The organism is Novosphingobium sp. BL-S-21 (assembly GCF_055521655.1).
In genome coordinates this window covers 1,872,878-1,896,499 of the sequence record NZ_CM145495.1, presented here as the reverse complement: position 1 = coordinate 1,896,499, position 23,622 = coordinate 1,872,878, and the positions used below count along the sequence as shown (strand labels likewise).

The 23,622-nt window shown below is 66.7% G+C and carries 17 protein-coding genes; 3 read left to right on the top strand and 14 right to left on the bottom strand.

The genetic code is table 11. The annotated features are described in order from the left end of the window. Positions 1-27 precede the first annotated feature (27 nt). Positions 28-498 carry an Lrp/AsnC family transcriptional regulator gene (locus ACZ1J6_RS07470; RefSeq protein ID WP_132267373.1) on the bottom strand — a complete coding sequence of 157 codons (471 nt, stop codon included), beginning with the start codon at positions 496-498 and terminating at the stop codon, positions 28-30. Between the two features lie 98 nt (positions 499-596). On the opposite strand from ACZ1J6_RS07470, the gene putA reads away from it, so the two are divergent. After that, positions 597-4,214 carry a trifunctional transcriptional regulator/proline dehydrogenase/L-glutamate gamma-semialdehyde dehydrogenase gene (putA, locus tag ACZ1J6_RS07465; protein ID WP_465127233.1) on the top strand — a complete coding sequence of 1,206 codons (3,618 nt, stop codon included), beginning with the start codon at positions 597-599 and terminating at the stop codon, positions 4,212-4,214. 78 nt (positions 4,215-4,292) lie between these two features. On the opposite strand, the gene ACZ1J6_RS07460 is transcribed toward putA, so the two are convergent. The 7 genes from ACZ1J6_RS07460 to ACZ1J6_RS07430 all read right to left on the bottom strand — a co-directional run bounded on the left by ACZ1J6_RS07460 (position 4,293) and on the right by ACZ1J6_RS07430 (position 12,663). Continuing rightward, on the bottom strand, positions 4,293-5,504 hold the full coding sequence (locus ACZ1J6_RS07460) for an MFS transporter (protein ID WP_132267370.1): 1,212 nt from the start codon (positions 5,502-5,504) through the stop codon (positions 4,293-4,295). A gap of 216 nt (positions 5,505-5,720) precedes the next feature. Further along, positions 5,721-6,521 (bottom strand): phosphoadenylyl-sulfate reductase, encoded by an 801-nt coding sequence (locus tag ACZ1J6_RS07455; RefSeq protein WP_132267368.1) that lies wholly within the window; start codon positions 6,519-6,521, stop codon positions 5,721-5,723. Positions 6,522-6,543: 22 nt separating this feature from the next. Then, positions 6,544-6,978, bottom strand: a complete 435-nt coding sequence (locus ACZ1J6_RS07450; protein WP_132267366.1) for a DUF934 domain-containing protein — start codon at positions 6,976-6,978, stop codon at positions 6,544-6,546. Further along, positions 6,971-8,605, bottom strand: a complete 1,635-nt coding sequence (locus ACZ1J6_RS07445; RefSeq protein ID WP_132267364.1) for a nitrite/sulfite reductase — start codon at positions 8,603-8,605, stop codon at positions 6,971-6,973. Before ACZ1J6_RS07445 ends, ACZ1J6_RS07450 begins: the two co-directional genes overlap by 8 nt. After that, entirely contained in the window at positions 8,605-8,901 is a 297-nt protein-coding gene (locus ACZ1J6_RS07440) for a DUF2849 domain-containing protein (RefSeq protein WP_132267362.1), read from the bottom strand. Before ACZ1J6_RS07440 ends, ACZ1J6_RS07445 begins: the two co-directional genes overlap by 1 nt. After that, positions 8,898-9,668: a uroporphyrinogen-III C-methyltransferase gene (gene cobA / locus ACZ1J6_RS07435; protein WP_132267360.1), complete on the bottom strand. Its 771-nt coding sequence runs from the start codon at positions 9,666-9,668 to the stop codon at positions 8,898-8,900. The genes ACZ1J6_RS07440 and cobA overlap by 4 nt, the downstream gene beginning before the upstream one ends. Before the next feature lie 172 nt (positions 9,669-9,840). After that, positions 9,841-12,663 (bottom strand): bifunctional diguanylate cyclase/phosphodiesterase, encoded by a 2,823-nt coding sequence (locus tag ACZ1J6_RS07430; RefSeq protein WP_465127232.1) that lies wholly within the window; start codon positions 12,661-12,663, stop codon positions 9,841-9,843. 205 nt (positions 12,664-12,868) lie between these two features. Between ACZ1J6_RS07430 and ACZ1J6_RS07425 the strand changes: the two genes are divergently transcribed. Together ACZ1J6_RS07425 and ACZ1J6_RS07420 are read left to right on the top strand one after the other, a co-directional pair. Beyond that, entirely contained in the window at positions 12,869-13,558 is a 690-nt protein-coding gene (locus ACZ1J6_RS07425; protein WP_134093497.1) for a helix-turn-helix domain-containing protein, read from the top strand. A 312-nt stretch (positions 13,559-13,870) separates the two neighbouring features. Next, entirely contained in the window at positions 13,871-14,761 is an 891-nt protein-coding gene (locus ACZ1J6_RS07420; protein WP_465127231.1) for a GGDEF domain-containing protein, read from the top strand. A gap of 32 nt (positions 14,762-14,793) precedes the next feature. Here ACZ1J6_RS07420 and ACZ1J6_RS07415 read toward each other — a convergent pair whose 3' ends face one another. The 6 genes from ACZ1J6_RS07415 to ACZ1J6_RS07390 are packed head-to-tail and all read right to left on the bottom strand — an operon-like array spanning position 14,794 to position 23,576. Then, the gene (locus tag ACZ1J6_RS07415) at positions 14,794-15,270 is read right to left on the bottom strand and encodes a DUF3237 domain-containing protein (RefSeq protein WP_132267353.1); all 477 of its coding nucleotides are present in this window, start codon (positions 15,268-15,270) and stop codon (positions 14,794-14,796) included. Then, on the bottom strand, positions 15,267-17,186 hold the full coding sequence (locus ACZ1J6_RS07410; RefSeq protein WP_465127230.1) for a sulfatase-like hydrolase/transferase: 1,920 nt from the start codon (positions 17,184-17,186) through the stop codon (positions 15,267-15,269). Before ACZ1J6_RS07410 ends, ACZ1J6_RS07415 begins: the two co-directional genes overlap by 4 nt. After that, positions 17,183-18,901 (bottom strand): sulfatase family protein, encoded by a 1,719-nt coding sequence (locus ACZ1J6_RS07405; protein WP_465127229.1) that lies wholly within the window; start codon positions 18,899-18,901, stop codon positions 17,183-17,185. The genes ACZ1J6_RS07410 and ACZ1J6_RS07405 overlap by 4 nt, the downstream gene beginning before the upstream one ends. A gap of 12 nt (positions 18,902-18,913) precedes the next feature. After that, on the bottom strand, positions 18,914-20,377 hold the full coding sequence (locus ACZ1J6_RS07400) for a sulfatase family protein (RefSeq protein ID WP_465127228.1): 1,464 nt from the start codon (positions 20,375-20,377) through the stop codon (positions 18,914-18,916). After that, positions 20,377-21,801 (bottom strand): sulfatase-like hydrolase/transferase, encoded by a 1,425-nt coding sequence (locus tag ACZ1J6_RS07395; RefSeq protein ID WP_465127227.1) that lies wholly within the window; start codon positions 21,799-21,801, stop codon positions 20,377-20,379. The genes ACZ1J6_RS07400 and ACZ1J6_RS07395 overlap by 1 nt, the downstream gene beginning before the upstream one ends. Further along, positions 21,798-23,576, bottom strand: coding sequence for an arylsulfatase (locus ACZ1J6_RS07390; RefSeq protein ID WP_465127226.1), 1,779 nt, complete (start codon positions 23,574-23,576; stop codon positions 21,798-21,800). The genes ACZ1J6_RS07395 and ACZ1J6_RS07390 overlap by 4 nt, the downstream gene beginning before the upstream one ends. Positions 23,577-23,622 lie beyond the last annotated feature (46 nt).

The window sequence follows — 23,622 nt, the reverse complement described above, 5'->3', positions numbered from 1 at the left end:
GCATGCCGCCCGGCCTGATCGGCCGGGCTAGCTGCTGGCGTCCTTCACCGTTTCCATGGCCACATATGTGGACGTGCTGGAAACATGCGGCAGGTTCGACAGTTTTTCGCCCAGAACCTCGCGGTAACGGCGGATGTCGGTGGTGCGGACTTTCAGCAGGTAGTCGAAATGGCTGGCGAGCATGTGGCACTCCTCCACTTCGGGAATGCGGCGGACGGCGGCGTTGAATTCCTTCAGCGCCTGCTCGCGCGTGTCCGACAGCTTGACCTCGGTGAAGGCGACATGGTCAAGGCCCAGGCTGGCCGGATCGACCACGGCGCGGAAGCCCCGGATCACCCCCGAATCGATCAGCCGCCGCATGCGGACCTGGCAAGGCGTCTTGGAAAGCCCTACGTTCTGCGCAAGGTCGGTGACGCTCATGCGGCCGTCGGCGCGCAAGGCGGCGATGATCTTGCGATCGAGTTCGTCCAGATCGACGTGTTTTACGCGATTTGCCATCCGTTTGGCCTGCAAGATCCCGAAAGATAAGTTCAGATGAACCAATCTGTGCCTGTGAAAAGTCGGATTGCCAAGCGGCCTTGGGATATTGGCGATTCATGACCCACACGCCCGCCCGCACGCCCCTCTTCGGCGCCTTCGCCCCCGCCGTCAGCGAACCGACCCCGCTTCGCCGCGCGATCACCGATGCTTTCCGCCGCGACGAGGCCGCCTGCATGGCGCCGCTGCTTGACGCAGCGACGCTGCCCGAGGCGCAGCGCCAGGCGGTTCGCGAGACGGCCATCCACCTGGTGTCCACCTTGCGCGCCAATCACAAGGGCACCGGCGTCGAAGGTCTGGTGCAGGAATATTCGCTGTCCAGCCAGGAAGGCGTGGCGCTCATGTGCCTGGCCGAGGCGCTGCTGCGCATTCCCGACAATGCCACCCGCGATGCGCTCATCCGCGACAAGATCTCCGACGGAGACTGGAGCGCGCACCTCGGCGGCGGCAAGTCGCTCTTCGTCAATGCCGCGACCTGGGGGCTGGTGGTGACGGGCAAGCTGGTCGGCTCGGTCGACGACAAGGGCCTCGGCTCGGCCCTGACGCGGCTGGTCGCCCGCGCAGGCGAGCCGGTGATCCGCCGCGGCGTCGATCTGGCGATGCGCCTGATGGGCGAGCAGTTCGTGACCGGCGAAACGATCGGTGAAGCCGTGAAGCGCGCGCGCGCGCTGGAGGAAAAAGGCTTCGGCTACAGCTACGACATGCTGGGCGAAGCCGCCACCACCGCCGCCGATGCCAACCGCTACAACACCGATTATGTGAACGCCATCCACGCCATCGGCAAGGCGAGCGCCGGGCGCGGCATCTACCGGGGGCCGGGCATCTCGATCAAGCTCTCGGCGCTCCACCCGCGCTACAGCCGTGCCCAGGCGGAGCGCGTGATGGGCGAACTGCTGCCGCGCGTGAAGGCGCTGGCCGTGCTCGCGCGCGGCTACGACATCGGCTTCAACATCGATGCCGAGGAAGCGGACCGCCTCGAACTCTCGCTGGACCTGCTGGAGGCGCTGGCCCTCGATCCCGAACTCCAGGGCTGGGACGGGCTGGGCTTCGTGGTCCAGGCCTATGGCAAGCGCTGCCCCTTCGTGCTCGACTGGATCATCGATCTGGGCCGCCGCGCCGGGCGCCGCATGATGGTGCGCCTGGTGAAGGGCGCTTATTGGGACGCCGAGATCAAACGCGCGCAAGTGGACGGGCTGGCCGATTTCCCGGTGTTCACCCGCAAGGTCCACACGGACGTGTCCTATGTCGCCTGCGCGAAGAAGCTGCTGGCTGCGCCGGACGCAGTGTTCCCGCAGTTCGCCACTCACAATGCGCAGACGCTGGCCACGATCTACCATCTGGCCGGACCGGACTTCGCGATCGGCCAGTACGAGTTCCAGTGCCTCCACGGCATGGGCGAGCCGCTCTATTCGCAAGTCGTCGGCGCCGGCGAATCCGGGAACAACCTCGACCGGCCCTGCCGCATCTACGCGCCGGTCGGCACGCATGAGACGTTGCTGGCCTATCTCGTGCGCCGTCTCCTGGAAAACGGCGCGAACTCCTCGTTCGTGAACCGCATCGCCGATCCGGCCGTGCCCGTGGAAGAGATGGTGGGCGATCCCGTAGACGTCGTGCGCGCCATGCCCGATCCGGGCGCGCGGCACGACCTGATCCCGCTGGCTGCCGACCTCTACCCCGGCCGCCGCAATTCGGACGGCATCGACATGGCCGACGAGGCGGCGCTGGCCGTGCTGTCGCAAGACCTGCGCCGTTCCGCCGCGCGCGAATGGTTCGCCATGCCCGCCAATGCCCAGGGCGGCGAGCGCGCCGTGCTCAACCCCGCCGATCACGCGGACGTGGTGGGCCGGGTGATCGAAGTGGCCCCGGAAGCCGCCTCCGTCGCCGTCGCTCGCGCCGCGATCAGCCGTTGGAGCCAGGTATCCGTGGACGAGCGCGCGGCCATGCTGGAGGCTGCCGCCGATGCCATGCAGGGCCGGATCGGCCTGCTCATGGGCCTTGTCATCCGCGAGGCGGGGAAGTCGGCCGCCAATGCCATCGCCGAAGTGCGCGAAGCGATCGACTTCCTGCGCTATTATGCGAAGCAGGCCCGCGAGACGTTCGGCGCCGATCAGGTGCCGCTGGGGCCGGTGGTCTGCATCAGCCCCTGGAACTTCCCGCTGGCGATCTTCGCAGGGCAAGTCGCGGCGGCGCTGGTGGCAGGCAACCCGGTGCTGGCCAAGCCGGCCGAGGAAACGCCGCTGATCGCTGCCGAAGCCGTGCGCCTGCTGCACGAGGCCGGCGTGCCCAAGGACGCGCTCCAACTGCTGCCGGGCGACGGCAAGCTGGGCGCCGCGCTGGTGGCGGCGCCGCAAGTGGCGGCAGTGATGTTCACCGGCTCCACCGAAGTGGCGCGCCTCATCCAGAAGCAGCTGGCCGGACGGGTTTCGGCCCATGGCCATGCCGTTCCCTTCATCGCCGAGACCGGCGGCCAGAACGCGATGATCGTCGATTCCTCGGCTCTGGCCGAGCAGGTGGTTGCCGACGTGATCGCCTCGGCCTTCGATTCGGCCGGACAGCGCTGCTCGGCGCTGCGGGTGCTCTGCCTCCAGGAGGAAGTGGCGGACCGCACGCTGGTCATGCTTAAGGGCGCGCTGGCGGAGCTGCGGGTCGGCAATACGCAGGAACTCGCGGTCGACATCGGGCCGGTGATCACGGCCGAGGCCAAGGGCATGATCGACGGCCACGTCGCCCGCATGAAGGCGCGCGGCTGCAAGGTCGAGCAAGTGGCGATCCCCGCGACGTGTGCATCGGGCACTTTCGTGGCGCCCACGATCATCGAGATCTCGACGATCGACCAGATCGAACGGGAGGTGTTCGGGCCGGTGCTGCATGTCCTGCGCTTCAAGCGCGACGAACTGCCCGCGCTGATAAAGGCGATCAACGCCACCGGCTACGGGTTGACGTTCGGCCTCCACACGCGCCTCGACGCGACGGTGGAGCAAGTGACTTCGGCCATCCGCGCGGGCAATCTCTACGTCAATCGCAACACCATCGGCGCGATCGTCGGCGTGCAGCCTTTCGGCGGCCGCGGGCTCTCGGGCACGGGTCCGAAGGCGGGCGGTCCGCTCTATCTCGGGCGACTGGCGCGGCAGGCGCCGCAAGTGCTGGATACGCCCGCCAGGACGGCGCCGCTGGTGGAGGCTTTCGCGACCTGGCTGTCCGGGCAGGGCGATGCCGCTTCCGCGGCGGCGGCGCGCGGCCTGGCGGCCGGATCGGGGCTGGGCATGGAGCTGAGCCTGCCGGGCCCGGTGGGCGAGATCAATCTCTATGCCCTTCACCCGCGCGGCCGCATCCTGCTGCGCCCGGCGACGCAGGAAGGGCTCTACGGGCAAATGGCGGCCGTGCTGGCCACCGGCAATACCGCGACGGTCGAGGGCATGGCGCTTCCGGCCGGACTGCCCGAAACCGTGGCCGCCCGTTTCGCTCCCGATGCCGGCGCACATTTCGCTGCCTGCCTGGTGGAAGGCGATGCCGAGGCGGTTCGCGCGGCCTGCAAGGCCGTGGCCGAACTGCCCGGGCCGATCGTGCCCGTCCACCGCACGCCGGGGCCGAACCTGGTCTGGCTGCTGGAGGAAGTCTCCACCTCGATCAACACCACGGCGGCGGGTGGCAATGCCAGCCTCATGATGATCGGCTGACGCCTCTGCCAGCCGGACACGAAAAGGCCCGCGAGTGACGAACTCGCGGGCCTTTCTTCATGCGGTGCGCGGAAGGCCTCAGCAGGCCGGGACCGGCTGCCCGGCCATGGCGCCTTCGTGCTCGCGCTTGTGCAGGGTCAGGGTCACCAGGAAGATCGCCAGCCCGCCCAGCGACAGGCCCATGCCGATCCAGCCGGTCGAGGTCAGGCCGTAGCCTGCCGAAATGGCCAGGCCGCCGAGCCAGGGGCCAAGCGCATTGGCCATGTTGAAGGCGCTGTGGTGCGCCGCCGCCGCCAGGGCCTGCGCGTCGCCCGCCACGTCCATCAGGCGCGTCTGGAGAATGGTGCCGAGGCCGCCGGCAAAACCGATCATCACCACCACCACGCTCAGCGTCCAGACGTTGCTCGCGGCCATCGGGAACAGCGCAAGGGCGAAGGCGCTGAACAGCAGCGCACCGATCGCGGCCTTGTTCAGCGAGCGGTCGGCCGCCCAGGCCCAGAACAGGTTGCCCACCGTCATGCCCACGCCGAACACGGCCAGGACCACCGGCACGAGGTGCTCGGACACTTTGGTCACTTCGATCATGGTCGAGGCGATGTAGGTGTAGACCGCGAAGAGGCCGCCGAAACCGATGGCGCCGGTCAGCAGGGTCAGCAGCACTTGCGGACGGCGCAGCGCGCCCAGTTCGCGCATCGGGCTGGCGCCTTCGGCCGCCTTCTGGTGCGGGGCGAAGAGCGCGACGAGCGCCATGGTGATGACGGCCAGCACCGAGACGATGGCGAAGCCGGTGCGCCAGCCGAAGGCCTGGCCCAGCCAGTTGGCCAGCGGCACGCCGATGATTGTCGCCACCGTCAGGCCGGACATGACCAGCGCCACCGACTGGGCGCGGCGGTTTGCCGGCACCATCGAGGCGGCCACCAGCGCGGCGATGCCGAAGTAGGCACCGTGCGGCAGCCCGCTGATGAAGCGGAACAGCAGCAGCAGCGGATATGTGGGCGCCATGGCCGAAAGCGCGTTGCCCACCGCGAAGAGCGCCATGAGGCCGATCAGCAAGGCCCGCCGGGGCAATTTCGCGGCCAGAACGGCGATGATCGGCGCGCCGACCACGACGCCCAGCGCATAGGTGCTGATGGCATGGCCCGCCTCGGGCTCGGTCAGGCCGAGATCCCGCGCGAAATAGGGCACGAGGCTCATCGCGGCGAATTCGGTCGTGCCGATGGCGAAGGCACCCATCGCCAAGGCGAGGATGACGAGCGCGGGGTGAGTATGGGCCTTTTGCTGATCGGTCATGTTGCACTGCAATATTTTGGGGGCAAGTGCGATCTAGTGGACCCCGGCGCCATGCCAACCCCGACCAGGAGTGCAATAATTGCACTCCTGGTCTTGTTTGTTGCAATGGGTTGCGCGGCTGTGGCTCTGCCGGAGTCCCGGCGAAAGGCCCAGGGCAAGGTCCTGCTTCAGCCAGGGGAGTGCTCCAGGCAAGCCCTTCCCCAAGCGAACCCTTGCTCAGAGCCCCGGATCGAACTCGGGTGCGTTCTTGGTCGTGTAGTCCGAATGAGTGGCGACGTGGATGCCGCATTCGGTCTTGTTCCAGCCGCGCCAGCGGCCCGAGCGCGGGTCTTCGCCTGCGGCGACCTTGCTGGTGCAGGGCATGCAGCCGATCGAAGGATAGCCCTCGGCGACCAGCGGATGGGCCGGCAAGTCGTGTTCGGCGATATAGGCGGCGATCCGCTCGGGCGACCAGTCGATCAGCGGGTTCACCTTGAGGCGGCCCTGCGCGTCAGTGGTGTCCACCTCGAAGCGGGGCAGGGTGGCGCGGGTGGAGGCCTGGAACGCCTTGCGGCCGCTGAACGAGGCATCGAAGCCCAGCAGGGCCTTTTCCAGCGGCTTCACCTTGCGGATTTCGCAGCAGCCGTCGGGATCGTAGGACCAGCGCAGTCCGTTTTCGTCCTTCTTCGCCAGTTCCTCGGCATCGGGGACGAGGTTGCGCAAGTCCTTCAGTCCCAGTCGCTCGATCAGCAGGTCGCGATAGGCCAGGGTCTCGGGGAAATGCTTGCCGGTTTCGAGGAACAGCACCGGCACCGTGGGATCGACGCGGCTGACGAGATGCAGCAGCACCGCCGATTCCGCACCGAAGCTGGACACGATCGCGATATCGCCCACCATGCGTTCCTTGAGCACCGTTTCGAGCATCTCGCTCGTTTCGGTGCCGCGGAAGAGGCGGTTGAGGCGAACGGCATCGGCCTCGTCGAAACGAGGGCCGGTGTCGATCAGGTCGCGAATACGGGCAGCTTCGGTCTGGGGCATCGGTGGTTCCCTATAGGGACGGTTACGCCGGGTGGCGCTTCGCCCAGATCGCCGGGCGACCGTCGACGACGGTGGCCTGGTAGACGTTGTCCCAGCGATCGAACGCATTGCGGGCGTCCTGTTCGTTGAGGGCCTTGTCGGGCGCGAAGGCATCGAAGCCGCAGCGCTTGAGGTGCGAAAGCATGTCGATCACCAGATCGCCCACGGCCCGCATCTCGCCCTGGTAGCCCGCTTCGCGAAGCAGGCGCGCCGAGGAATAGCCGCGGCCGTCGGTCCAAGCCGGGAAGCTCACTTCGACGAGCGAGAGCCGGTCGAGGTAGGGCAGCAGGTCGCGCGCATCGTCGCCCGGCTCGATGCGGACGGCGGAGGCGTTGGACTGTTCGGAGAACGAATCCACGGTGACGGCGGGGTCGTTGACGGTTTCGTCGTCACGGAAACGGAACTGGACCTCAACCATAGATGGCCTCCTTGAACGGATCCATGCCGATACGGCGATAGGTGTCGAGGAAGCGCTCCTCGCCTTCCTTGTTGGCGAGATAGACTTCGGTGGCCTTTTCGATGGCGTCGACGACGCCGTCCTCGGTGAAGCCGGGGCCGATGATCTTCGCGAGCGAGGTATCCGCCCCCTCGCTGCCGCCGAACAGGAGCTGGTAGTTTTCCAGGCCCTTCTTGTCGACGCCGAGGATGCCGATGTGGCCGGCATGGTGGTGACCGCAGGCATTGATGCAGCCCGAGATCTTCAGCTTCAGCTCACCGATCTCGGCCTGGCGCTGGGCGCTGCCGAAGCGTTCGGAGATCTTCTGCGCGACCGGGATCGAGCGGGCATTGGCCAGCGAGCAATAGTCGAGGCCGGGGCAGGCGATGATGTCGCCCACGGTGTCGAGGTTGGCAGTGGCGAGGCCGGCTTCGTCGAGCGCCTGCCACACGGTGTAGAGGTCGGCCTTGCGGACGTGCGGGAAGACGATGTTCTGGGCGTGAGTGACGCGCAGTTCGTCGAAACTGTAGTCCTTGGCCAGCTGCGCCATCAGGCGGATCTGGTCGGCCGTTGCGTCACCGGGGATGCCGCCTACGGGCTTCAAGCTGACGGTGGCGATCACGTAGCCCGCCTGCTTGTGGGCATGCGTGTTGCGCTCCACCCAGAGGCGGAAGTCGGGATCGGTCAGGTCCAGATCGTCCGACGCGGCGGTTTCGTAAGCCGGGGCGGTGAAGTGCGCCTTGATGCGCTCCAGTTCGGCCAGCGGCGGCTCGATCGGCTGGGTCAGCAGGTGCGCGAACTCTTCCTCGACCTGGCGGACGTATTCGTCGCGGCCCAGTTCGTGGACGAGGATCTTGATGCGCGCCTTGTACTTGTTGTCGCGGCGGCCGTAGCGGTTGTAGACGCGCAGGCATGCTTCCGAGAACGTGATGAGCTGGTCCAGCGGCACGAATTCGCGGATCAGGGGCGCGATCATCGGGGTGCGGCCCATGCCGCCACCGGCGTAGAACTGGGCGCCGATCTCGCCGGCGTCATTCTTCACCATCTTGATGCCGATGTCGTGCAGGCGCATCGCCGCGCGGTCCGTTTCGGAGGCGATGACGGCGATCTTGAACTTCCGCGGCAGCACCAGGAATTCCGGGTGGAAGCTGGACCACTGGCGCAGCAGTTCCGCATAAGGACGCGGATCGACGATCTCGTCTGCGGCGGCACCGGCGAACTGGTCGGAGCTGATATTGCGGATGCAGTTGCCGCTGGTCTGGATGGCATGCATCTCCACCTTGGCGAGTTCGGCCAGGATGTCGGGCGTGTCTTCCAGCTTGATCCAGTTATACTGGATGTTCTGGCGCGTGGTGAAGTGGCCGTAGCCGCGGTCGTACTTGTCCGCGATGTCGCCCAGCAGCGTCATCTGCGCCGAGTTCAGCGTGCCGTAAGGCACCGCGACGCGCAGCATGTAGGCATGCAGCTGGAGGTAGAGGCCGTTCTGCAGGCGCAGCGGCTTGAACTGGTCCTCGGTCAGGTCACCGGCAAGGCGGCGGCGGACCTGGTCACGGAATTCCGCGACGCGCGTATCGACCATCTGCTGGTCGTATTCGTCGTACTTGTACATCAGATCACCCAGTCTGCGGCTGCGGGGTCGGAGGCTTTCGGCGTCAGGTCGAGGCGCACCGTCGGCCCGAGGGCGCGGATGCGCTCCTTGATATGGGCGGGGCGGATGCCTTCAGCGGTCTTCTCGCCATCGACGACATAAGCGGCGACGGCGTGCTGGGCGCCTTCCTCGCGCGCCACCAGGGCGGCGCCATGCTCGCCCACATCGGCGGATTCGTTGACGTCGAGCGACCAGCCCACGCCGGTCCACCAGATGACCGCTCCGGTCTTCAGGTCGTTGCCCGTCAGGATCTTCACTTTGTTGCCTCCAGCGCCAGGGCGCGAATGGTGTTGTCGGGTTCTGCGGTGACGTGCCCGATAACGATAAGCGCGGGACTTTGCACCTTCGCATCCGCGATCAGGTCGGCAAGTCCGGCGAGCGGTCCGCGCAGCACGCGCATGGCCGAGCGGGTGGCGTTCTCTATCACCGCTACCGGCACGTCCGGCGCCAGGCCGTCGGCCATGAGCTTCTCGGCGATCTGGGCGGAGGTGGCGATGCCCATGAAGATCACCAGGGTGCGGCCCTTGCCGGCAAGGCCGGACCAGTCCTGATCGGCCAGCCCCTTGCACTGGCCCGCCACGAAAGTGACGATCGAGGCGTGGTCGCGGTGGGTAAGCGGGATCTGCGCGGCGGCCGAAGCCCCCAGCGCGGAGGAAATGCCCGGCACCACTTCCACGGGAACGCCGGCGGCATGGCAGGCTTCCGCCTCTTCGCCGCCGCGGCCGAACACGAAGGGATCGCCGCCCTTGAGGCGCACGACGTCGCTTCCGGCCAGGGCTTCGCGCACGAGCAGGGCGTTGATCTCTTCCTGCTTCATGGTGTGGCGGGCGCGGCTCTTGGCGACCGAGACCAGCCGAGCGGAAGGCTTGGCCATCGCCAGGATGGCCGGATCGACCAGCCCGTCATGCACGATGAGCGCGGCATTCATCAGCAGCCGCGCGGCGCGCAGGGTCAGGAGATCGGGGTCTCCGGGACCGGCGCCGACCAGATAGACTCGGCCGATAGAGGCGGGAATCGCTTGCATGGTGCGGCAGATGATACTCCCGGCCCCGGATTGCCAACCAGAATGGCTTTGTCCGGGGCAAGGGAGTCTTTAGCGGCGGTTTACGAGCGGCGTTATGACAGGGCTCGCGATGGGCATTCCGGCGCGAGGCCGTGCCCCGGAATTCGGCCTCGATGAATGTGCCGAGGCCCGCTCAGGCGACTTCGTCCTCTAGGAAAGCCGACGGGATCCGCAGCGGTTCGGGCTTCAGGCTGGGCGCGCGGTCGGGGCGGCCGAGGAAATAGCCCTGGGCTTCCTCGCAGCCTTCGCGGATCAGCAGCTCGAACTGGCTGGCGGTCTCCACGCCTTCCGCCAGGACCGGGATGCGCAGCGACTGGCCCAGCGCCAGGACCGCGCGGATGATGGCGCGGGCCTGTTCGTTCTCGTCCGATTCCAGCAGGAACGACTTGTCGATCTTGATCTTGTCGAACGGGAAGGAGTGGAGGGTGTCCAGCGAGGAATAGCCGGTGCCGAAATCGTCCATGGCGATGGCGACGCCCAGTTCCTTGAGCTGGCGCAAGTTGTTGAGCGCGCGCGCCTTGTCGGTGATGATCGCGCTTTCGGTGATCTCCAGTTCCAGCCTGCGGGCAGGGAGGCCGGTCTCGATCAGGATCCGCGCCACCATCGGCGCCAGATCCTGCTGGACGAGCTGGATGGGCGAGACGTTGACGGCGATGCGGTGCTCGGAATGCCAGCTCACCGCTTCCCGGCAGGCCTGCGTCAGGACCCATTCGCCGATCGACAGGATGGCGCCCGATTCTTCGGCGATCGGGATGAATTCGCTGGGCGATACCAGCCCGCGCTGCGGGTGATGCCAGCGCACCAGCGCTTCGTAGCCGGACAGCTCGCCGCTGCGCAGCTGGCATTGGGGCTGGTAGAGCAGCACCAGCTCCTCGCGCTCGATGGCCAGGCGCAAGTCGTTGGCAAGCTGACGGCGCGCGCGGGCGGTCTCGTCCATGCCCGGTTCGTAATAGCAGATGCGCTCGCCGATCTGCGCCTTGGCGCGGTACATGGCGAGGTCGGCATTGTTGAGAAGCGCTTCGCGGTCGGCCCCGTCGTGCGGATAGGCCGCAACGCCCAGGCTCGCGCCGAAGCTGAGTTCCTGCTTCTCGTGCTCGACGGGCATGTTGAAGCAATGTTCCACCCGGCGCAGGAATTCGGCAAGCTGCTCGTCCGTGTCGAACAGCTTGGCAATGCCGAATTCGTCGCCGCCGAGGCGCGCGGCGATCTCATCCTCGCCGATCACGGACTGCAGGCGCTGGGCCAGTTCCGCCAGCACCACGTCGCCCCAGGAGTGGCCGTAAGTGTCGTTGATTTCCTTGAAGCGGTCGAGGTCGATGGCGGTTACGCCCAGGCGCTTGCCGATGCGGCTGGCCCGTTCGAGTCGCTCGTCGATCCACAAGTTGAAGCGGGTGCGGTTGGGCAGCCCGGTCAATCCGTCGTGCATCGCCATGTGGGCGATCTGGGCTTCGGATTCGTGCTGGCGGGTAATGTCGTCGAAGGTGGAGACCCAGCCGCCCTCCGGCATGCGCCGGCTGGCGATGGAGACCACCGTGCCGTCCGGGTATTCGGCCAGGATCGGCGGCGAGGACGGCCCTGCGAGATTGTCCAGAATGGCGCGCTGCGAAAGCAGGACGCGCTCCGCGATCACCTCCGGTGCGAAGCGGCCGAGGCTGCTGCGGCGGATCACTTCGGAAAGGTGCATGCCCGGCACGAGGCTGTCGGGCGCCAGGCCGTACATCTCCAGGAAGCGCGGGTTGCAGAGCACCAGCTTCTCATCGGCATCGAACAGGCAGAGGCCCTGGTGCATGTGGCCGAGCGCGGCATCGCGCTGGCGGCTGGCTTCGGCGATGCGGTCCTGCGCCTCCTTGAAGCGTGACATGTCGCGGGTGATCTTGGCGAAGCCGATGGGCTGGCCCTGCTCGTCCAGCATGGGCTCCATGGTCACATGGGCCCAGAACCGCGTGCCGTCGCGGCGCACGCGCCAGCCTTCGCCGTAATAGCGGCCGTGGTTGGCGGCCGCTTCCAGGGCGACGCGGTCGAGCGCGGCTTCGCGGTCTTCGGGGGTGTAGAAGCTGGAAACGTGAAGGCCCAGCGCTTCGGCTTCCGGATATCCCTTCAGGCGCTGGGCGCCGGCGTTCCAGTTCATCACCCGGCCGTCGAGATCGAGCATGTAGATCGCGCAGTCCGAAATGCCGCGCACCAGGAACGAGAAATTGCGCTCGCTGATCGCCACGACCGCGGCGGTGCGGCGGCTGATCGCCAGCGAGATCGCCGAGACCGCGACCAGCAGGAACGTCACCGCGGTGACGGCAGCGGCCATTTCCCGCGGGGAAATGAGCTGCTCGGGCACCTGCATCCGCGTGGGGATGAGGGTGAGGCCGGTCATGCCGGTGAAGTGCAGGGAGACCACGGAGAGGGACAGCAGCCCGGTCGCCGCCAGCAGGCCGCGGAGGCGGCGGCCGTCGAGAGCGAGCGAAAAGGCGGGGTAGAGCGGCAGGAAGGCCAGGATCACCGAGGTGACGATGAAGCCGGTCTGCCAGCGCATCGTTGCCGGCACTTCCAGCGCCAGCATGCCGGTGTAGTGCATCGCGGCGATGCCTGCCGCTGCCACGGCCGAGGCCAGGACGAGTGCCAGGCGGCCCCGCGCTTCCGCCGCCAGTCCGAAGGCCATGGCAAGGGCGGTGACGGGAATGACGAGCGAGGCCAGTGTCAGGCCCGGCTCGAACCCGACCACCATGCCCGGCGCATAGCCCAGCATGGCCACGAAATGCGTGGCCCAGATGCCGAAGCCGGCGCTCACGCCTGCCAGGGCCCACCAGCGCCGCCGCATACCCAGGAGTTGCTCCGCCGTGCAGCCCGCCGCCTGTCGCAGCAGGGCAAGCGCCGTCAGCGAAGAAAGTAGACAGATCAACGCCGCGAGCAGGACGAATTTCAGGTCATGCCCGTCACGGATGCAAAGATAGATGTTGAACACTGCAACCCCAATTAATTCCCCGGAAAACTACGGATAAATGCGTTAGGAAGTGATTAACAAGAATTTCATTGTGTTGGCCCGGCCAGACGATGTTAGAGTCGATCTGCGGGTTTTTGCGAATAGTGCGGCAAGGAAAATTAGCCGACATGCTAACCGATTCTTAATCCCTGTAGGGACAGGGTGCGATTCTCTTGGAGATTGCGCCATGCCGATTGCGGCACATTTTGAAGACAAGCCCACCGAGAACGGCCAGCAGGCCGGAAAGCCGCGCGCCACGCGCAAACGGCTGACGATCGAAACGCAGGGCTCCCTGCCTTCCGGCGTCGAGACTCCGGTCACCATTCACAACTTCTCCGAAACGGGTCTCCTGCTGGAAACGCGGGTGGACATGGAGATCGGCGAAGCGCTGGAGATCGACCTTCCGGAGGCCGGTATCACGCGCGCGCGGGTGGTCTGGGCCAGCGGACGGCTGTTCGGCTGCGCTTTCGATACGCCGCTCCATCCCGCCGTCCTCAGCGCGGCACAGCTTCGCAGCGTCACGCAGGACGTCGAACTGGCGCCGCCGCCGCTCGTATCCGCTCCGGCCGCCATCGGCGGCGAGAGCTTCGGTGAGCGCCTGCACCGCCTGCGCAAGCTGCGCGGGCTGACTCAGGGCGAACTGGCTTCGCGGCTCGGCGTTTCCAAGCCGACCGTCTGGGCCTGGGAACAGGGCCGCGCCCGCCCGATCGAGGAACGGCTGGACGCCATTGCCGAGGAACTGGGCGTCACGGCCGCCGAACTGCGCCCCGGCCGGACCGTAGCCGGATTGCCGGAACTCATCGCCCGCTGCCGCGAACAGATCGCCGCGGCCGTGGAGACGAGCCCCGACAAGATCAGGATCATGATCGAACTCTGAAATTTCCAGTCCTTGCCGGATTTGAGCGGCGCTCTGCCCAGCCCTGTGCAGGAACAGGGTAAATGCGCTTTCCGACTCAATTCAGCGATGGTAAATACATCAATAACAATAACTTGAGATTCGAACTGTTAGATAACAGGGCTAACAATTCTTGTTGAAATTTATTGCAAGGGTCGCCGGAAAACGGAAGTTGTATGCTTGGAAGTGGTCATTTGAGCGCTCTGACGTCTGCTAACGCAATCCGAATCACGGGCCCGATTTTCGTTGGATCGCTTTGCGGTCCCTCTGATCCGGGGCAATACCAAGATGGGCATGAATTTCACCGTTCAGGAAAGCTCCGCACTTTACGGGCTGCTGGCGGAAACGACCTCTGACGTCATCCTCAAGACGGACCTTGCTGGTGTGATCGTCCATGCCTCGCCCGGCATCCGCAAGCTGGGCGTGCAGGTTCGCGCCGAGGCCGGTCCCCATCTGCTGGACCTTGTCGCCGCGCAGGCCCGGGATGCCGTGTCGCGGGCGCTGTCGGCCGCCATCGAGGGGCGGCAAGGCGCGCAATGGGTCGAATTTCCCGCCGTGACGCCTGATGCCCGCGAAAGCTGGTTCGAGATCCGCATCCGTCCGCTCACGGAAGAGGGCGGGGCGGTCTACGGCGTGCTGGCAGTGATGCGCTCCATCGACGAGCGCCGCAGCCTGCGCGAGCAGCTGTTCGCGGCGACTTACACCGACCCGCTGACCCAGCTGACCAATCGCGCCGCTTTCATCTCCATGCTCGAACACATGGTCGCGCAGGGGATGGAGGGGTGCCTGGCCATGTTCAGCATCGACTTCTTCCGCACGATCAACATGAAGCACGGCCAGACGACCGGGGACGAAGTGCTGCGCGTCTTCGCCGACCTGCTGCGCGAAATGCTGCGTTCGGACGACATCATCTCCCGGGTCGGGTCGGAGCGCTTCGCCGTCCTGCTGCCGCGCACGAATGCCGAACAGGCGCAGGCGATCTGCACCCGCGTGGTCACGACCCTGGCCGATTTGCGCCAGAAAGTGGGCGACAGCCGGCTGGCGATCACCACCAGCGGCAGCGTCGCGCGCATCGCCGACAGCATGGACAGCACTATCGAGCGCGCCGAACTGGCACTGTTCTGCGCCAAGGCCAAGGGCCGCAATCGGCTGGAGATGGAAAAGCCCCGCCGCGTCTCCGTCTGAAGCCCAAGCGGAACCGAGCGTTCCGGGCCGGATCATTCTACCCGGTAGAAATCGATCACGACCTCTTCGGGATGGCGTACGCCGCGGGCGATGAACATCGTCTGCCGCAGCCAGGCGTGAGGCCCGTCGCGCACTTCGAAGCGCGGGGCGGTGCGGAAGTAGTAGCTGCCGGGATCGACCGGCTCCCCGCGCGCGATGCGCTCGCTCACATCGACGCTGGCCACCCGCACGCCCGCATTGCGCACGTCGATGATCGTCCCGTCGCTGGCCTGCAGCGCATAATGGGCATCGACCAGAGTGGAGCCGTCAGTGCCGATCGCCTGCCAATCGCCGCCGCCGGGCAGAACCACGCCTTCGAGATCCGGGCCGGAGACCGTGCCGCCGCTGATCGGCACGAAGCGGCGGCGGCGCCCTTCGACGATGCCGTGGTCGATCGGATCGAGCAGTTCCACCCTTGCGGAGAAGGCATAGGCGAGGGTGGGTGCGGGGGCGGCAGGGCCAGTGCTCATGGCGCGCCTCCGGCCTTGATCCGGGCCTGCATGCCCTCCCAGTCGAACACTGGGGTGGCGGGGGTGTAGGTGCCGGTCAGCTTCAGCATGAGATACTTGCCCGCGCTCTTCAGGTATTCGTTGGATCCGGCCATCGCCTGTTTCGCCGTATCGAGGGCCGGAGCTGCCGCCGCGCCGACATAAGTAAGGGCATTGATGGCATGGAGCCGCACCTGCCAGGGGCGATCCTCCGCGCAGAGGGCGATGAGCGTGGCCACCGCCGTCTGGCTCGCGGGGGCCTGCGGCTCGCTCATGCGCGCCAGCGCCTCGCCCAGGGCGATGCGGACATGGGGCGATGTCTCCCGCGCCAGGGCAGCCAGCATCTCCGCCTTGGCCGGCGCGGCTTTCGCGCTGAGGATCAGCAGGCCCATGGCCGACCAGTAGCGCAGCACTTCGACCGGGCTCGTCAGCGAAGCGCGCAGCGAGGGCAGGCCCTCGATCCGGCCCATGGCGGCGGTGCGGGCGAGCGCCATGACCGTCTTGAGCGGATAGACGGCGGGATCGCGGCTGGCCTCCCATCCTTCGCCGACCATCGTCTCGGGCAGGAAGCCGTTGTCGTGGATCGCCAGCATATGCGCGTCCAGCGCTTGGCTCAGCGTCTTGCGCAAGGCGCGGTGGGCAGGCTCTGCGGCGAGATTGTGCAGCTCCAGTGGATCCGCCTTGAGGTCGTAGAGTTCCTCGAAGACCTTGGGCTGGAAGAAACGCGCCTGGGCTTCGGTCAGCTTGCCGTCGAGATAGGCCTGCTCCCATTCTTGGTAGCCCTTGGCGAGCCATTCGAAGGCCTGGTGCTGGCCCAGCGGCCGGTGCGGCATGTAGTTGCGGATATAGCGCCAGCGACCGTCAGTGACGGTGCGCTGGAAGTCGATCCGCTCGTCCATGCGGTTGCGCATGCCGAAAGCGTACTTCTGCGGCGCGGCCTTGGGGCCGAGGAAGGCCTTCCCGGTCATCTGCGCGGGCTGCGCGGCCCCGGCCAGGGCCAGCACCGTGGGCGCAAGGTCGATGAAGCTGACCGGCGAGGCGATCTCGATGCCCGGGCGGCCGGGCATCAGGTGCTGCCACTTCTCCGGGACATAGACCACCATCTCGCAGCGCAGGCCTTCGTCATAGCAGTAGCGCTTGGACCGGCCGAGGACGCCGCCATTGTCGGAATAGTGGAAGACGATGGTGTCCTCGCTCAGGCCGTCTGCCTCCAGCTCGGCAAGACGTTCGGCAAGCTCGCCGTCCATCTTTTCCATCAGGTTGTAGTAGCTGGCGAAGTCCTGGCGGATGCCGGGCGTGTCCGGCAGGAACGCCGGAACCTTGATCATGTCCGGCGTCACGCGGCCCTGGGTGGGCTTGAAGATCTTCGATTCGTGCGTGGTCTCGTAATTGAACACGGCCATGAACGGCTGGCTCTTGTCTTCGCGCGAGCGCCAGTGCGCGGCTTTGCCTTGTCCGTCCCAGATCGCCTGCGGATCCACGTCGCAATTGTAGTCGGTCTTGGCGCTGTTGGTGCAGAAATAGCCCGCGGCCCGCATCAGCTCGGGATATGTCCGGAACGCCTTCGGCAGCTTGCCCACCGCGCGCATCTGGTTCGCCGGGGCGCAGCTTTCGGGATAGACCCCGGTGAGGATGCCGAAGCGCGACGGCGCGCAGACCGGGGCATTGGAATAGACGTTGCGGAACAGCAGGCCCCTGGCCGCCAGCCCGTCGATCGTGGGCGTATGGGCCAGCTTGTCGCCATAGGCGCCGACGTAGGGGTTGTTGTCCTCGCTGACGATCCACAAGATGTTGGGCCGCTGGACCGGCGCGGCGGCGCGGGCGGCGGTGCCCGTGGCCGCCAGCGTGGTGGCGCCGGCGATGGAGCCCAGGACGGCGCGGCGCGATACCACGGTCACTGGCCTGCGCTCCCGACCTGCTTCACCAATTCGTCCTTCAGCGGCGGGGTGTAGATCAGCGGCTTGCCTTCGGCCTGCGCCTTGAGCTTGGCCGGTCCATCGGGAAGGATCGGATCGAGCCGGTCGGTCGGATTCGGCTTGATGTACCACGATGCGGGGAAGTCCGCCGCGCGGCTGCCGTTCACGTCACGCCGCACCGCGCCGGTCGAGAGACGCGCGCCGTAGGGGATCATGTGCTTTCCGTCCCGGTTGGCGAGCTGGTCGTAAAGCGCGATGCGCAGTTCCTGTTTCTTGGCCGCCCACTTGGGATCGTCCACCAGGTTGTGCATTTCCTCGGGATCGCTCTTGAGGTCGTAGAGTTCGTCGGTGTCGTAGACGCCGTAGTACTGGATGTATTTCACCCGGTCCCGCTCGATGGCGAAAGTGCCCGGCGTCATGGGGAAGTTGTATTCCCAGTAGTATTCGTAAGTGAAGTCGCCCGGCTTCCAGTCGCTCGGGGCCTGTTTGCCTGCCCAGAGGTTCCAGGCGCTCGTGCCTTCGAACTGCTGCGGACGCTGGGCGCCTGCCACGTCGAGGAACGTCGGTGCGAAGTCGAGATTGCGGATGCGGCCCGGGTTGACCTTGTTCGCGGGCACGGTGCCCGGCTCCCACACCACCAGCGGCACGCGGATCGAGGCTTCGTAGGCGTTGCGCTTGTCGATCAGGCCATGCTCGCCGACCATGTAGCCGTTGTCGGAGGTGAACACGACCAGCGTGTCCTTCTCCAGGTGGTTCTTGCGCAGATAGTCCATGATCCGGCCGAGGCTGTCGTCGATCGCGGAGAGCGTGCCGTAGTAGTACTTGAGATACTCGGTCATCGGCACGTCGGCATTGTAGAAGAAGTCGATGCCGTGCCAGGAATTGCGCTGGTTCTGCACCCAGACCGGCTTGCCGGCGTTGTTCTCCGGCGTATTGGCGGCGCTGGCGGGCAGGGTGAACTTCGCCTTGTCGTACTGGTGGGCGTAGCGCGGCGGCGGCAGCGGGTCGGAATGGACGCCCTTGTGGCTGAGGTAGAGGAAGAAGGGCTTCTTCGGATCGCGCTCCTTCGTCAGCCAGTCCATCGCATAATTGGTCAGTTCGTCAGTGATGTAGCCCTTCTGGGGCACTTCCTTGCCGTCGACGTTGAGGTCGGGCGAGGAATGGGCGGTGGTCGCCTTGGTGGGCCAGTAATTGCCCTGGCCCATGAAGCTCACCCACTTGTCGAAACCGGGACGCGGCGCATCGGTGCTGCTGCCCATGTGCCACTTGCCGAAGAAGGCGGTGTCGTAGCCGGCTTGCTGGAGATAGCTGGGGAAATAGGTGAGCCCGGCTTCGGAGCCGTCGTTGTTGTCGACGATGCCGTGATTGCGCGCGGTCTGCCCGGTCAGGATCGTGGCGCGGCTGGGGCTGCAGAGCGAGGAAGTGACGACGGCGTTCGGGAAGTAGGTTCCCTCTTTCGCCATGCGGTCGATATTCGGCGTCTTCAGCAGGCCGGGCTGGAGGAAGCCCATGCCGTCATAGCGCAAGTCGTCGACGAGGACGAAGATGATGTTGCGCGGGCGGGCTTCCTGCGTCGCGGGCGCGGCGGCGGGCGCCTTGGCCTGCGCGGCAAGCGGCGACAATAGTACAAGTGCTGGGGCGGCGAAGCAGGCGGCACCGGCAAGCGCGCGGGCGAGGAGAGCGGTTCTGGTCTTCATCGGGGTTCCTCGTCAGTAGACCCATTCGGTCTCGCGACCGTTGACGGTGGTCTTGCGGGTGAAGTGAAGTTTCCAGCGCGGATCGGGCAGGCCCGCGCGGAAACGCTCGATTTCGGCGGAGAGATCGGCCGCGCCTGCAGGGTCGGCGGCGGAGAGGTCGTTCATCTCGGCCGGGTCGCGGTTCAGGTCGTAGAGGTGGGAGGTCTTCCAGTCGTGCGAGACCCAGAGCTTGCGGGCGCCGCGCCGGGCGGCATAGACCGGCTCCTGCCCCCAGACGAGCAGACGGTCGGGATCGGGATGGCGGGCGGTTTCCACCAGGTCGCGTCCGTCCAGTTCGGCGGGCAGGGGGCTGCGGGGGGATGCCGCGTGAAGCACGGTGGCGGCGATGTCCACCGAGGAGACCGGGCTGTCGCTGATCCCCTGCGGCTTCAGGCCCGCGGGCCAGGACAGCACGAAAGGCACGCGTACGCCGCCTTCGAGATAAGTGAACTTCCCCGAGCCCCAGGGATGGTCCGGGTTGCAGAAGCCGAAGCGGGTCGGGCAGCCGTTGTCGGAGAGAAACACGACTATGGTATTGTCGCGTAGCCCGCGCGATTCAAGACTGTCGAGAATACGGCCGATGCCATCGTCCATCGCCGCGATCATGGCGATGTAGGTTCGGCGCACCGGATCCTGCACTTGCGGGAAGCGATCATAATAGGCCTGTGGAACCTGCAACGGCCAATGCGGCGCGTTATAGGCGACATAGGTGAAGAAGGGGTGGTCCCGGTCCCCGGCGGAACGGTCGATGAAGTCCACGGCCCGGTCGGTGATCTGGTCGGTCAGGTAGCGGGTGAAATCGTCGGCAGGCCTGGCCTCCGGGCCTTCGACCATGGCGTGATGGCCGGTGCGCGGGGTGATCGGGTACTTGTCCGCCTTGGTGGGCGTGGTGACGATGCCCGGCGTCTTCGGGTCGACGTAGTTGGTTTCGCCCGCGATGAAGCCGAAGAATTCGTCGAAGCCGCGTTCGGTGGGATAGAACTGTCGCTCCGCGCCCTGGTGCCACTTGCCGAAGGCGGCCGTGCGGTAGCCCAGCGGCTTCAGACGCTCTGCCAGGGTCTTCTGGTCGACGGACAATCCCGCGCCTTCATCGCCTTCGTCGTTGATGTTGTAGGTGAAGCCGAAGCGCTGCGGCATTCGTCCGGTCAGCAGCCCCGCGCGGCTGACCGCGCAGACCGAGGCGGTGACATAGCCGCTGGAGAAGGCCACGCCGGTCTTCGCGATCCGGTCTATGTTCGGCGTCGGCACGTCGGCGCGGCCGTACGTGGAGACATCCGCCCAGTCGAGATCGTCGGCCAGGATGACGACGACGTTGGGGCGTCCGGCGGCAGGTCGTTGCGCCGAGGCAGTGTGGGTCGGGACGGCGTTCGTCGTGCAGCCGGACAGGCCGAGCAGGCATGTGCCTGCCAGCATTGCGGAAACGAGCGTGCGGTGCATCATTCTTCTCCTCCCGGCGTCCTGCCGCAGCCGGCGACGGTGGCGGGCTGGCCGGGATCGACGGATGGCTGCCCTTCGCACCAGGGGTAGCGCGTGGGATCGAGCGGGCCGTCGTGGGTATCGGCCAGAACCTTGCGTAGGGCCGCGTAATGACGCGCGGCCTCGCCCTTGCGCCGGGCGGCGGGCACTTCGGTCTCGACGCCGGAAACCGGGTCCATCGCCACGAAGCGACCGTCTCCGTAAAGCTTCCACCGGGCGTCGAAAGCGAAGCGCTCCGGCTTGAACAGCCACATCGGCGCATAGTGCATGAAGATCGCACTGCGCGCGGCGCTCGCCTTGCCTGCTATGACCGGCCACTGGCTCACGCCGTCGACCTTGCCGGCAAGAGCAGGTTGTCCGGCCATGTCGGCGAACGTGGGCAGCAGGTCGGTGAAATCGACCAGCGCCTCGCTCGCCTTGCCCATGGGGACGCCCGGACCCCAGGCGATGAAGGGGACGTGGGTGCCGTTGATAGTGGTCGCCCCCTTGCCGCCGCGAACCGGGTGACCATCGCGCATGGAGGTGATCTGGCGGTTGGTGCCGTTGTCTCCGGTGAAGATGACGATAGTGTTCCGGTCCAGCCCCTCCGCCTTGAGGCGCGCCATCAGGTCTCCCACCAGCCGGTCCATGTAGGACACCATGCCGTTGAAACGGTCCGCAGCCCCTTCGGCGGTCATCGAATCCGGGGTCTGCACCCAGGGATTATGGACCAGGACCATCGGGTAATAGAGGAAGAACGGCTTGTCCTTGTGGCGCGAGATGAAGTCCAGCGCCTTCCTGCTGTCGAAATCGGGGCCGAAGCCTTCCTCGCTGATCTTCGGCGTGCCGTTGGCGGCGCGGGTCGGACCCCAGTAGCGCGAGCCCTTGGACGTCAGCGCCTGGAGCTGCCACAAGTAGCTTTCGTCGAACCCGGCGGCCTCGGGCGTGATGCCGGTGCGGCCGTCGAAGCCGTTGCCCATGAGCTGCCATTTGCCGACGATGCCGGTAACGTAGCCCGCCTCCTTCATGACATTGCCGAACGTGCGCTGGCCGGGGGCGAGGTAGCCGAAGGCCTCGTAATTGCGCCAGTTCTCCTGCCCGGTCATCAGCCGCACGCGCGAGGGCGAGCAGAGCGGCATGGCGTGGGCATTGTCGAAACGGGTGCCTTCGGCGGCGAGCCGGTCGACATGGGGCGTGTGGTATTCGCCGCCATAGGCATTGATGCCTTCCACCCCGAAGTCGTCGGCCAGGATCAGGATGATGTTGGGCGGGCCGGACGTGCGCGCAGCCGGGGCAGGAGCGCTGGCAGGAGCCGTGGCGGGAACGGCGGCGAGAGCGGGCGGAATGCCGCCGATCATGGTGCTCAGGGCGAGCGCGGCGAGTGCCGTGGCAAACCGCGGGCTCACTTCGGTTCTTCCCCGGCCGGGGCAGCCGTGCGGTCGCCGCTGCCGTCGAACATCTCGCGGTAGCGGAAGGGCTTGGGCGCCTCGGCAAGCGGCGGATCGGAATATTTGCGCGCCTCCGACCACCAGAGCGCCTGGAGTTCCTTGAGCTTGGCGGGCATCGCGGCGGCCAGGTCGTGGTTTTCCGCCGGGTCCGCCTCGGTATCGAAGAGCTGCCAGACGTCCTTGGCGAAATCGCCGTCGCGCGGGTGGACCGCCAGGGCCCGCCACTTGCCCTGAGTGATGGCCCGGTTGCCGCGCAGTTCGAAGTACTGGACGGTGCGGGCGGCAGGCGCGGATGGATTGGCGATCGTCGGCAGGATCGACTTGCCCGCCACCGCGATTTCCGCGCGCCCCGCGACCGCCTTGGGGAAGGCGGTGCCGGCCGCGGCGGCCAGGGTGGGGGCGATGTCCACTGCGTCTACGTACTGGCTGCGGACCTGCCCGCCGTCATGAATGCGGCCGGGCCAGCTCACCACCATCGGCGTGCGCACGCCGCCGAGCTGCGGCCAGATCTTGTAGCGCTTGTACGGGGTGGAACCGAGGTAGGCCCAGGGGCGCTGGTATTCGCTCTGCGTCTTGTCCGTGCCGAGTTCGTCGAGGCGGGCCAGCATCTGCTCGGGGGTCAGGGTATTGGGCCGGTACATCCGGTCGAACGAACCCTTCTGCCCGGCTTCCGAAGCCGCGCCATTGTCCGAGACCAGGATGATGAGCGTATTGTCGAACTGCCCGGTGTCCTTGAGGTGCTGGACCAGCCGCCCGATCTGTTCGTCGGTATGGGTGATGAAACCGGCGTAAGTGGCCATGAAGCGGGCGAAGACGGTCTTTTCGGCAGGCGTCAGGTCCGCCCAGGCGCGGTCGCCGTCGGCGCGGGGGGACAGTTCCGCCTGGGGCGGCATGATGCCCATCAGCTTCTGGCGCGCCAGACGGTCGTGCCGCAGGGCGTCCCAGCCCTTTTCATAGATCCCGGCGTAAGCGTCGATGTTCGCCTTGGGCACCTGGATCGGCGCATGGGCGGCGCCGAAGGCGAGGTAGACGAACTGCGGCTGCGCCGGGTTCGCAGAGAGCGCCTTGATCGCGTGGTCGGTGATGTCGACCGAGAAGTGGTAGCCGGGCCGGTCGGGCTTGGGGAGCGTGCGGTTCCCCTCAATCAGGTCCGGGTGGTACTGGTCGGACCAGCCCAGGAAGAAGCCGTAGAAATCGTCGAAGCCGCGCTGGAGCGGCCACGAGCCGTTATGTCCGGGCGATCCGTCCTCGTCCTCGGGGGCGAGGTGCCACTTGCCGTAGCCATGGGTGGCGTAGCCGGCGCGGTGGAGAACCTGGGCGATGGTGCTGGCGTTCTGCGGCAACTCGCCCCGGTCGCGCGTCATGTCCGCGGGGTTGAGCACTTTGGCGGGCAGGTCGGCCATGCGCACGGTCTGCGGGTTGCGCCCGGTCAGCAGTGCGGCGCGGGTGGGGGAGCAGACCGCCTTGGTGTCGAAGTGGTTGTAGCGCAGCCCGCCAGCGGCGAGGGCATCGATGTTGGGTGTGCGGATTTCCGAACCGAAGGCGCCGATGTCCGAGAAGCCCGTATCGTCCAGCACGATCAGCACGATATTGGGGCGCGTCTGGGCCGAAGTCGGGGCCGGAGCGGCTGCGGATGCCGGTGCCTTGGCAAGACCCGGCTGCGACGCGAGCGATCCGGCGACGATCAGGGCGGCGGTACAGGCCAGGCGAGTCATGCGATTCAGCTTCGACATTGGGTTCCTCATCCTGTTGTTCCGGTGCGTCCGGTCGCCCGGCGTC